This is a genomic window from Pararhizobium sp. A13 (genome assembly GCF_040126305.1).
In the GTDB taxonomy this organism is placed as follows: Bacteria; Pseudomonadota; Alphaproteobacteria; order Rhizobiales; family Rhizobiaceae; genus Pararhizobium.
The window spans coordinates 1,470,830-1,482,960 of the sequence record NZ_CP149511.1; the positions used below are offsets into that span (position 1 = coordinate 1,470,830).

General features: G+C 60.2%; 7 protein-coding genes. All 7 read right to left on the reverse strand.

What is annotated here, in order from left to right; translation table 11 throughout:
• Positions 1–59: 59 nt before the first annotated feature.
• Positions 60–6,731 carry a hypothetical protein gene (locus tag WI754_RS28620; RefSeq protein WP_341487338.1) on the reverse strand — a complete coding sequence of 2,224 codons (6,672 nt, stop codon included), beginning with the start codon at positions 6,729–6,731 and terminating at the stop codon, positions 60–62.
• A 630-nt stretch (positions 6,732–7,361) separates the two neighbouring features.
• On the reverse strand, positions 7,362–7,694 hold the full coding sequence (locus WI754_RS28625; RefSeq protein WP_341487339.1) for a cupin domain-containing protein: 333 nt from the start codon (positions 7,692–7,694) through the stop codon (positions 7,362–7,364).
• Between the two features lie 10 nt (positions 7,695–7,704).
• Entirely contained in the window at positions 7,705–8,709 is a 1,005-nt protein-coding gene (locus WI754_RS28630) for a zinc-binding alcohol dehydrogenase family protein (RefSeq protein ID WP_341487340.1), read from the reverse strand.
• 33 nt (positions 8,710–8,742) lie between these two features.
• Positions 8,743–9,621, reverse strand: coding sequence for a 3-keto-5-aminohexanoate cleavage protein (locus tag WI754_RS28635; RefSeq protein WP_341487341.1), 879 nt, complete (start codon positions 9,619–9,621; stop codon positions 8,743–8,745).
• A complete protein-coding gene (locus WI754_RS28640; protein WP_341487342.1) occupies positions 9,621–10,373 on the reverse strand; it encodes an SDR family oxidoreductase in 753 nt (250 codons plus the stop codon). Before WI754_RS28640 ends, WI754_RS28635 begins: the two co-directional genes overlap by 1 nt.
• Positions 10,374–10,384: 11 nt before the next feature.
• Positions 10,385–11,311: a dioxygenase gene (locus tag WI754_RS28645; RefSeq protein WP_341487343.1), complete on the reverse strand. Its 927-nt coding sequence runs from the start codon at positions 11,309–11,311 to the stop codon at positions 10,385–10,387.
• 27 nt (positions 11,312–11,338) lie between these two features.
• Positions 11,339–12,112 (reverse strand): glutathione S-transferase family protein, encoded by a 774-nt coding sequence (locus tag WI754_RS28650; protein ID WP_341487344.1) that lies wholly within the window; start codon positions 12,110–12,112, stop codon positions 11,339–11,341.
• Between the last annotated feature and the right edge of the window lie 19 nt (positions 12,113–12,131).

Here is a 12,131-nt window from a genome sequence, read left to right on the forward strand (position 1 = left end):
GCTCCCGCTACCAAAGGGGCCTTTGCCGTTGCCGTGCACTTCGTGGCTGCGGAGAAGGGTTAGACTGCTAGATAAGCCGAAATGACTGCCGCAATCTGATCCGAATTCAGAGCCGCCATCTGGGAGTCTATCAAAGCGTCCAGTTGTTTGCTGGACAGGCTCGCGATGTCTCCCGTTGACAGCCCCGCTACACCAGTTGAGCTAAGAGACGCAACATCGTCCGTTGAGAAGGTTGCCAGATCGTCCGTGGTCAGTGCCGCTATTTGCGCTGAAGTCAGGGCACTGACTTGGGCTGATGTCAGAGCCTCAGCCTGCTCCGTCGTCAAGGCGGCAACGACCCTGGTGCTCAATCCCGAGACCGCACTCGAGCTCAAGGCGACGATATGATCGGTGGAAAACTGGGCGATGTCGTCTGTGCCGAGCGCTGCCGCCTGCATTGCGTTCAGAGCGCTGACCTGCGACGTGGACAACGCCGCAATTTGGCCAGTGCTCATCGCCGCCACCTGGTTGTATCCCAGCGAACCAATCTGACTTTTGCTCAAACCGGCAATCTCGTCAGGGGAAAGGGCCGCTATAACATCCGTGGATAGTCCCTTAATGGCATCCAAGCCGATCAACGCGAGTTCGTCGGTTGAGAACGTTTCCAGATCCCCCGTGGTCAGGCCCGCGAGCCCATCCGCACTCAAAGCGGCAATCTGGCCGGTGGAAAGCGCTTCGATCTGCTCGGTACTCAAGGCGCTAACCTGATCGCTGCTTAGGCCCGCAATGCCCTTCGTGCTCAAGGCGGCAATCTCGGCAGTGGAGAACGCAGCGACAAAGTCCGTGGACAATCCGGAAATGCCATCCGAGCTGATTGCCGCAAGTTCCTCGGTCGAGAATGTTTCCAGATCTTCCGTGGTTAGGCCAGCGAATGCATCCGCACTCAAAGCGGTAATCTGGCCGGTGGACAGCGCTTCGATCTGCTCGGGACTCAAGGCACTGACCTGATCGCTGCTCAGGCCCGCAATGCCGGCCGGGCTCACGGCGGCGATCTGGTCGATCGAGAGAGCCGCTACCTCGTCAGTACCCAGGGCTGTAACCTGTTTGGAGCTGAGAGCGCTGACCTGCTTGGTAGACAAGGCTTCAATCTGGTCGGTGCTCAACGCATGGATCTGGCCAGTGGAAAGGCCTGCAATGCCTGCCGTGCTCAAGGCGGCAATCTGGTCCGTCGAAAAGGCAGCTATCGTGTCTGTGGACAACCCCGAGACGGCACTCGAGCTGATCGCCGCGATATGGGCGGTCGAGAAGGCTTGCAGATCGTCGGTACCGAGCACAGCAATCTGCTTCCAACTCAGCGCAGCAACCTGCTCGGTCGACAAGGCCTCAATCTGGTCGGTGCTCAACGTATTGATCTGGCCGGTGGAAAGGCCCGCGATGCCAGCCGTGCTCAACGCGGCAATCTGGTCCGCCGAAAAGGCGGCTATCGTGTCCGTGGACAATCCCGAGACGGCACTGGAGCTGATCGCCGCGATATGGGCGGTCGAGAAGGTTTCCAGATCGTCCGTACTGAGCGCCGCAATCTGCGTCGAGCTCAGCGCAGCAACCTGATCGGTGGACAAGGCCTCAACCTGGTCGTTGCTCAACGCATTGATCTGGCCGGTGGAAAGGCCCGCGATGCCAGCCGTGCTCAAGGCGGCAATCTGGTCCATCGAGAGAGTCGGTATGTTGTCAGTGCCCAGGGTTGCAATCTGTTTGGAGCTGAGAGCACTGAACTGCCAGGTCGACAAGGCCTCAATCTGGTCGGTGCTCAACGTATTGATCTGGTCGGTGGAAAGGCCCGCGATGCCAGCCGTGCTCAAGGCGGCAATCTGATCCGCCGAAAACGCCGCTATCGCGCCCGTGGACAATCCCGATACGGCACTCGAACCGATCGCAGCGATATCGGCGGTTGAGAAAGTCTCCAGATCGTCCGTGCCCAGGGCTGCAATCTGCGTCGAACTCAGCATTGCAATCTGGGCAGCGGTCAAGGCCTCAACCTGGTCAGTGCTCAAAGCAACGATATTTGTGGTGCTCAGGCCCTTGATGCCAGCCGTGCCCAAGGCAGCAATCTGGTCGGTCGAGAGGGCCGCCATGTCTTCGGTATCCAAGGCTGCAACTTGTTTGGAGCTGAGAGCGCTGACCTGGGCAGCGGTCAAGGCCTCAATCTGGTCAGTGCTCAACGTATCGATCTGGTCGCTGGAAAGGTCCGCAATGCCGGCTGTGCTCAACGCGGCAATCTGGTCAGCGGAAAGGGCGGCGATGAGGTCTGTCGACAATCCCGATATAGCGCTCGCGCTGATCGCCGCGATGTCGTTGGTAGAGAGGGCCTCGAAGTCGTCCGTTCCCAGGACCGCGACCTGTGTCGAGCTGAGAGCGCCGACCTGGGCAGTTGTCAAGGCCTCAAGCTGGTCGCTGTTCAAAGTAACGATCTGTGTAGTGCTCAGTCCCGCAATGCCAACCGTGCTCAGGGCCGCGATCTGGTCGATCGAGAGAACCGCTATGCCGTCAGTACCCAGGGCTGCAATCTGTTTGGAGGTGAGAGCGCTGACCTGCCTGGTAGACAAGGCCTCAATCTGGTCGGTGCTCAACGCGTTGATCTGGCCAGTGGAAAGGCCTGCAATGCCTGCCGTGCTCAAGGCAGGGATCTGGTCCGTCGAAAAGGCGGCTAGGGTGTCTGTGGACAATCCCGAGACGGCACTCGAGCTGATCGCCGCGATATCGGCGGTTGAGAAAGTTGCTATGTCATCCGTGTTCAAGGCAGCGACTTGCTTTGAACTGAGGGCGCCGATCTGAGCAGTGGTCAAGGCCTCAACCTGCACAGAGCTCAACGTGACGATATCTGTGGTGCTCAGCCCCGCAATGCCAGCCGTGCTCAAGGCGGCAATCCGATCGGTCGAGAGTACCGCTACATCGTTCGTGCTCAAGGCAGCGACTTGTTTGGAGCTGAGAGCGCCGATCTGGTCAGCGGTCAAGGCCGCAACCTGGTCGGTGCTCAACGCATCGATCTGCTTGGTGCTTAGTCCCGCAATGCCAGCCGTGCTCAGGGCGGCAATCTGGTCGGTCGAGAGAGCTGCTATTACATCTGTGGACAGTCCATATATGACATCCGCGCTGATCGCCGCAATGTCCTTGGTCGAAAAGGCCTCTATATCGTCTGTATCAAGCACTTTAATTTGTTGGGAGCTGAGAACGCTGATCTGCTTGGTTGATAGGGCCTCAATCTGCTCGGTGCTTAGGACGTCGATCTGCTTCGTGCTCAGTCCGGCAATGCCAGCCGCGCTCAAGGCGGCAAGCTGGTCGGTCGAGAGAGCTGCTACAACAGCTGTGGACAGGCCCGACATGGCGCTCGAGCTGATCGCCGCCATGTCCTTGGTCGAGAAGGTTGCTATGTCATCCACTTCCAGGGCAGCGATCTGTGTCGAGCCGAGAGCGCCGACCTGGACGGTTGTCAGGGCCTCAACCTGGTCGGTGCTTAGAGCAACGATCTGTTTGGTGTTCAGTCCCGCAATGCCAGCCGCGCCCAAGGCGGCAATCTGATTGGTCGAGAAGGCCGCTAAATCGCTCGTGCCCAAAGCTGCGACCTGCGCCGAACTCAACACTGCAACCTGCTTGGTGCTCAAAACGGCGATCTGGCTGGTGCTGAGGGCGTCGATCTGGTCGGTGCTTAGTCCGGCAATGCCAGCCGTGCTCAGGGCGGCAATCTGGTCGGTCGAGAGGGCTGCTACAACAGCTGTGGACAGGCCCGACATGGCACTCAAGCTGATCGCCGCGATGTCCTTGGTCGAGAAAATTGCTATGTCGTCCGCTCCCAGGGCAGCGACCTGTGTCGAGCCGAGAGCGCCGACCTGGGCAGTGGTCAAGGCCTCAATCTGGGCGGTGCTTAGAGCAACAATCTGTTTGGTGCTCAGTCCCGCAATGCCAGCCGCGCTCAGGGCGGCGATCTGCTCGGTCGAGAAGGCCCCTAAATCGTTTGTCTCCAAGGCTGCGACTTGCGCCGAACTTAGCACTGCAACCTGCTTGGTGCTCAAAACGGCGATCTGGCTAGTGCTCAGGGCGTCGATCTGGTCGGTGCTCAGTCCGGCAATGCCAGCCGTGCTCAAGACGGCGATCGTGTCGGAGGACAATGCAGCAACATTGTCTGTGCTCAAGGCAGCAACTTGCGTCGAACTCAGTACTGCAATCTGTTTGGTGCTCACAACGACGATCTGCTCAGTGCTCAGGGCGTCGATCTGGTCGGTGCTCAGACCCGCAATGCCAGTCGTGCTCAGGGCGGCAATCTGATCCGTCGAAAGCGCGGCTATCGTGTCTATCGACAATCCCGATATGGCACGCAAGCTGATCGCCGCGATATCATCGGTCGAGAAAGTTGCTATATCGTCCGCATCCAGGGCCGCAAGCTGTGTAGAGCTGAGAACACCAATCTGTGCAGAGGACAAGGTTTTAACCTGGTCGGTGGACAAGGCTTCAATCTGATCGGTGCTCAGGCTCTTAGCGGCCTTCGTGCTCAGGGCGGCAACCTGGTCGGTGGAAAGGGCCGCGATGACGTCTATCGACAATCCCGATATGGCACTGGAGCTGATCGCCGCGATATCATCGGTCGAGAAAATTGCTATATCGTCCGCATCCAGGGCCGCAAGCTGTGTAGAACCGAGAACAGCAACCTGTGCAGAGGACAAGGCTTCGACCTGGTCGGTGGATAACGATTCAATTTGATCGGTGCTCAGGCTCGTAACGGCCTTCGCGCTCAGGGCGGCAACCTGATCGGTGGACAAGACGGCGACATTGTCCGGGCTCAAGGCAGTGATTTGCGTCGAGCCCAACATCTTGATCTGTGCAACGGAAAATGCCGCAGTCTGGTCGGTGGACAAGGCGCTGATCTGCGTGGTCGTCAGGCTCGCGACCGCGCTGATGCTAAATGCAGCAATCTGGTCAGTGGAAAGGGACGTGATAACATCCGTGGTCAAGCCTGCTATGGCTTTATTACTGATCGCTGCAATATCGGCGGTCGAAAATGTCGCTATGGCGTCCGCCCCCAGGGCCACAAGCTGCGTCGAGCTCAGCGACTTCACCTGTAAGGTGGATAGCGCCGCAGCCTGGCCGGTCGACAAGGCAGCGATCTGTGCGGTCGTCAAACTCACGACCGCACTCGTGCTCAAGGCAGTAATGTGATCGGAGGAAAGCGCGGCGATAACGCCCGTGGTCAAGCCCGCTATGGCTTTACTACTGATCGCTGAGATATCGGCGGTCGAAAATGTCGCTATGTCGTCCGTCCCCAGGGCCGCAAGCTGTCGCGCGCTCAGCGATTTCACCTGTGAGACGGATAGTGCCTCGGCCTGGTCGGTCGACAAGGCACCGATCTGACTAGAAGTCAGGCCTGCGACGCCATTCGTACTCAGGGCGGCAACCTGATCGGTGGACAAGGCCGCAATCTTGTCCGTGCTCAATGTAGCGACTTGCGTCGAACTCAACGTCTTGACCTTTGCCACCGAAAATGCCGCGATGTGGTCGGTGGACAACGCGCCGATCTGTGCGGTCGTCAGGCTCGCGACCGCACTCGTGCTCAAGGCAGTGATCTGTTCAGTCGAAAGCGCCGCCATAACGCCCGTGGTCAAGCCCGCTATGGCTTTATTACTGATCGCTGCGATATCGGCGGTCGAAAATGTCGCTATGGCGTCTGTCCCCAGGGCCGCAAGCTGTCGCGCGCTCAGCGACTTCACCTGTGAGACGGATAGTGCCTCGGCCTGGTCGGTCGACAAGGCACCGATCTGACTAGAAGTCAGGCCTGCGACGCCCTTCGTGCTCAGGGCGGCAATCTGATCGGTGGACAATACCGCAATCTTGTCCGTGCTCAAGGCAGCGACTTGCGTCGAACCCAACATCCTGACCTGTGTAACGGAAAATGCCGCGATCTGGTCGGTGGACAAGGCGCCGATCTGTACGGTCGTCAGGCTCGCGACAGCACTTGTGCCAAAGGCGGTGATCTGTTCAGTGGAAAGCGCCGCCATAACGCCCGTGGTCAGGCCCGATACGGCTTTATTGCTGATCGCTGCAATATCGGCGGTCGAAAATGTCGCTATGTCGTCCGTCCCCAGGGCCGCAAGCTGTCGCGAGCCCAGCGACTTCACCTGTAAGATGGATAGTGCCTCAGCCTGGTCGGTGGACAAGGCGCCGATCTGTGCGGTCGTCAGGTTCGCGACCGCACTCGTGCTAAAGGCGGCAATCTGGTCAGTGGAAAGGGACGCGATAACATCGGTGGTCAGGCCCGATACGCCTCTCCCGCTGATAGCCGCGATATCAGCGGTTGAGAAGGTTGCCAGGTCATCCGTGCTTAGGGCCGCAAGTTGCGACGCGCTAAGGGCGCTTACTTGCGAGGAGATCAAGGCTTCCGCCTGATCTGTCGTCAAAGCTCCAATCTGCGTCGTGGTGAGTGCTGCAACCTGACTCGAGCCCAAACTTTCGACGTCATATTTATCCAGAATAGCCAATTGATCCAGAGTCAAACCAACGATGGCGCTTTGCGAAATGGCGCTTAGCTGCCGGGTGCTGAGGGCTTCAACATCCTCCGTGTCCAAAGCGGCGACTTGAGCTGAAGAAAGCGCTTTGATCTGATTTGTAGAAAGGGACGCCACCTCGTCCGTAGTCCAGGTAGCGACTGCCGCAGTTGAAAGAGACCTGATCTGATTGGCGCTTAGGGAAGAGATGATCGAGGTCATGAGTGAAAGCCCTTGATGTAAGCCGATTGTCTAATCAATTTAATTTACCGACAGTCGCCCTGTAGAAGATGGAACCTTCCATGCAAGAACCTGCAGCGCATCCACGGTCGGTGGCGGGCGTTGCCTGTCTGACCAGACGCTGACATTGCTACCGGTCATTCGAGCCCACCACCTCACTGGAAAGTGATTATAGGCGAATTGGCTTGCCTGAACCTGAAGTTGTGACGTGCTCACCCTCATTTGGAACTGGAATTTTCCACTCATGATCTTGCGGGGGAACAAGGAGCTCGATCAGGCACTGGCGTTTTTCGAGGCGCAAATTGCCTTTGAAGTGGACGGAGGATGCCGCACCGATCGCGGAGGTCTGCCGCAAGGTGAGATGAATCAGAGCGGACGGTTGCCCCCTCAAGGTCCCTCAATTTCGACACGCACAGTGTAGGGTTTGCTTTCACCCAGATGGAAAAATCGCGGTTCACCAAAAGTCATTGTCCAAGCCCCGTATATCGCGGAAAGCCTGTGAGTACCGAGAGCGGTGCAATGCGCTGCCCCAGGGCGCCGGCAGCTTTGACAGCCACAGGCGTGATCAGGGACATCAGCCAACCGCGTGAACGCCTTTTCACGCGACAGGCCTTAGATAGGCATGGCGAGCAGGATCGTCGCCGGATCATTGGTGCAGTTCACCAGGGCCCGCGCCTCGCCGGGCGCAAGCCGACAGCTATCGAGGTAGCATAGCGTCGCCGTTTCCGTGGGCGTCTCCACGGTTACCTCCCCGGCGACAACGATGTAGATCTTTTCGACGGCAGCGTCCTTGAGCGAGGTTCGCCCGCCAGGCAGAAGATGCGACAGACCGATCCAGATCGTATCGGTTTCCGTCGCCTCCTTGCCCTGCAGGCGCAGGCAGCGCATGTCGTAATGCTCCGCCGCTTCGTAACGTTTTGCTTCTGCGTAGCGGGTTACCTGCATCGTCGGCGCCTCACGGCTTCAGCAGGACGCGATCCGGTGTGCTGCGTAGCACCGAGGCATAGGCCTTGGCCGCATCGGCAAGGCTGTAGCATGTCGCCGGATTGATCGGGAAAGGCTTCAGAAGACCTTCGTCGAATTTCGGCTTCAGCCGATCGAAGATGCGCGCGCCGTCGACGGAAGACAGCGCCAGCGTGTCGATGCCGATATATTTGTGGCGGCCGCGGAAAAAGTTGAAGATATCAAAAGGCACGGCCCGGTCGAAGGTCGAGATGAAGATCTGCCGCGCCTGTTTCGCCATCGCCTTGTTGGCGATCTCGAAATAGGGACTGCCAACGGTGTTGAAGACGATGTCGGCGCCGTGGCCGCCGGTCTGGTCGCGAACGATCTGCGCCACGTCATCCGTGCTGCTGTTGAGCATCGTCACCGGCGCGTTGGTGTGCCCTTGCAGCGGCTGGTCGTTGTATTCGACGGCGAAGACCTTGGCACCGGCCATGGTCGCGAGCTGGATCGCGGCCTGGCCGACTTTGCCATTACCGCCGCAGACGAGAACGACATCGGTCGGCTGGACGCCGCCTGCTTCCCGCAGACCTTCGTAAGCGGTGATGAAGGGCACGCCGATCGATCCCGCCTCCTCCATGGTGAAGTTGGCCGGCTTCTCACGCACCGCCTTCTGGTCGAGCACCATCCACTTGGCATGGCTGCCGTCCTGGCTGATGCCGAGCTCGCCGCCGCCGCCCCAGACTTCCATCCCGATCATCTGCTTCGGCCCTTCACGGACGATCCCGCCGAAATCGCGACCGGGAGTGCGCGGCCAGACGGCATGCGGCATATGGCCGAGGGAGGCCTTGACGTCGCTGGGATTGACGCCCGCGGCGACAATTTCGACCAGCACCTGCCCGGGGCCGGGACGCGGGACGCTGACATCGACGAGATCGATCAGCAGATTGTCGAGATCGGTGGACGCCTGCGAAACACGCAGTGCCTTGCCGGCCTTTGTCTCTGTCTGGATGTTCATTGGCTTTGTCCTTTCATAGGTGCTTCGGGCCGCTCAGGCCTTCAATTGCAGGATGTCTCTGGCTTCCGACGGGCCCGCGATCTGCCCGCCCAGTTTTTCGACGATGTCGCGGGCGCGCTCGACGAGTTCGCCATTGCCTTTCGCAAGCACGCCCTTGGCGATGTAGGAATTGTCCTCCAGCCCGACCCGCACATGACCGCCGAGCAGATAGGACTGCGCTGCCATCGGAAACGACATGCGGCCGACGCCGAAACCGGTCCAGACCGCATCGCGCGGCAGCATCCGCGCGGCGAGCGCCATCGCGTCCGGTGTGGCCGGAAGGCCGTATTTGACGCCGGTGACGATGGTGAACATGGCGGGCGACTTAAGCACCCCGGCCCTAAGCAGATCGTTGGCGAGCTGAATATCACCAGTGTCGAAGACCTCCAGTTCCGGCTTGACGCCGGCGCCGTTGATGAGTTCGGCCATGATCTTCACATTGCCGGGCGTGTTGATCACCACCTCGGCGCCGAACGTCATGGTGTTGAGGTCGAGCGTCGCGATATCAGGCTTCAGCGCGACGATGTGCTCCACCCGCCGCTCCGGCCGCATCAATGTCGTGCGTGGCCCCGCGACAGCCGGGTTTTCGTCACTCGGATGATAACGCCCGCCCGGCCCCGTCGTGACGTTGAGGATCACCGCGCTGTCCTTCGCCCTGATGCGCTCGATGACCTCGCGGTAATATTTGAGTTCCATCGACGGCCTTGCCGTTTCGGGGTCGCGCACATGGATGTGCACGACCGCAGCGCCAGCGTCGGCCGCCTCGAGGCAGGAGTTGGCGATCTCCTCGGGCGTTACAGGTAGGCCGGGATGGTTTTCCCGAGTGGTGAGGTTGCCGGTGACGGCACAGGTGATGATGACTTTCGGTTGCATCAGAGGTGCCTCCCCCCATCGACCACGATCCGCGTGCCGGTCGAGAATTTGAGATGCGTCGCGCAGGCGAGGATCGCTTCGGCGACATCGGTTGTTGTCGTCAGCCTCTTCAGTGGCGTCGCGGCGGCGGCCTTGTCCTTGAAATCCTGTCCCCGACCAGGGACGAAATCGGTATCCACCATGCCCGGCGAGATCGCCATGACACGGATTTGCGGCGCCAGAGCCCGGGCCAGCGAATTGCTCATGATGTCTAGCCCGGCCTTGGCGCCGCAATAGGCGATGTTGGAGCCGATGCCGGTGAAGGCTGCGATTGAGGAGACGTTGACGATCAGCCCGTCGCCGCTTGCTTTCAGCGCCGGCGCGAAGGCCCTGACCGTCGAAAACACGCCGCGCCAGTTGTTGACGAAGATCTGGTCGATCAGATCGTCGGTCAGCGCATCGAGATCGGCATGCGGGACCGGCTGGGTGACGCCCGCCGTATTCACCAGAATATCCGCTTTGCCGAGTCTGGAAAGCACGGCATCGCGAAACGCCTCGATGCTTGGCGTGTCTTCGATCGACACCGGCAGGGCCGCGTGGCCGTTACCCGGCAGGGCCGCGACGAGCGCTTGGGCCTTCTCCTTGGCCGACCGATAGCCAACCGCGACACGGGCGCCAGCCTCCGCCAGCAGCCGGCAGGTTTCCTGGCCGATCCCCCCGGAGCCGCCGACCACCACTGCGACCTTGCCTGTCAAAGCATACGACATGTTCATCATCTGCTCCGTCACGACTTCTTGCCCGAGATCGGCGGCACCGGATAGCTCGGCTCGCCCTCGACCAGCTTGAACTGATATTCGCAGGTGTAGAAAGGCAGTGGCGCATCCGGATAGTCGCCATGCGGCTCGGTATGCTCGACGAAATCGCCGATGATCTGCGTCTTGGCGCCGAAGACGACGTCGGTCGCCAGCGCATCATGCGTGTCCGAGAAGATCTGGGTGACCAGCGTCTTGTGACCGGGCGCCGAGACGATGAAATGGATGTGCGCCGGCCGCATCGGATGGCGTTGCTGGGCCTGTAGGAGATCGCCGACGGGTCCATCGACCGGCACGGGATAGCCGGCCGGCTTTACCGATGTGAAGTGGAAGCTGCCATTCGCATCGGTGCGGAAAACACCGCGCAGGTTGAAATCGTCCTGGCCCGTATCCTGGTTTTCATAGAGACCGACAGGGGACGCCTGCCAGACATCGAGCTTGGCGTCTTCGATAGGCTTGCCATCGACACCGGTCACCCTGCCCTTGAAATAGAGCGCCAGACCGGGCGTTTTCGATCGGGCGATGCAGTCGCCGCGGGCGCAGTCCGGGGCCTGTCCGCGATAGAACGGCCCGAGCAGTGCCGACATGGTTTCGCCCTGCATGCCGTCATTGTTGATGAGGTCGATCAGCGTCGAGGCGCCGACGACATCGGCGGCGAGCACCACCTCGTTGTTGCTCTCGTTGGTGTGATGGCCAAGGGCTGCGATCCAGCGCAGGCCCTGCTCGAATTCTTCCTCGGTCGGCTGCGTCTCAATGATGAACGCGTGCAGGTGCCGAACCATGGAATCCATGATCTGCTTCAGGCGCGGATCGGAGGTGCGCGACATCGCCGCCAGCACCGTCGGCGTCACGTCGGCAACGGTGCTGATGAGCTTCGGTTCGATTGTTACGTGCTGCATGATGCTTCTCCTGTCGTTGCCCGCGCTTCAGGCGGCTACGGTCTTCAAAGCCTGCAGATGCGGATATTTTTCCGTCAGCAGGGCACCGTGGTAATAGGTCTTGGCAAAAGCGTCGGTCGTGCGAATGCGGTCGAGCCACTCGCTGATTTCCGGCGCATCCGCCCAGAGGTGGCCGAGATTGATGTCGTCCATGCGCACGATGACGGGCATGATGGCGATGTCGGCGAGCGTCAGGTCCTTGCCCATCAGCCAGGGGCCGCCGCTCTCCCGGAGCCAGCTTGTCATGCGCTCTATCCCGCGCCGCAGGCGGCCGAGCGCTTCGTCCATTTCCGACTGCGGAAAGCCGGTGCGGCCCATCTTCAGCAGGAACTCGCGGCGAAGCGGCTTGCTCTCACAGACGGCAAGGAATTCCTCTTCCGTCATCGCCTGATAGTGCGGCAGGAAGGCCAGGTTATAGGACGGCACGCGGACGGCGGGCGTCGGCACTTCATCGACATAGCGCATCATCGCCCGCATACGGGCAACCTTCAGCGGATCCTCCGGTCGCAGTGGCGAGATGGTGCCCAGGATATCTTCGAGATATTCCATGATAACGGCTGAATCGATGACGGCGTTGCCGTTGTGCACCAGCGCCGGCACCAGCCCGTTCGGATTGATCTTCAGATATTCCGGCTTCAGCTGGTCGCCCTTGAAGAGGTCGAGCTTGTGCTCCTTGAACTCGCGGCCCTTGGCATGCAGCACATAGCGCACGCGCTGGCTGCAGGTGGATTGCGGCGCATTGTAAACAACATATTCCGGCATGACTTTCCTCCTCCTGCCG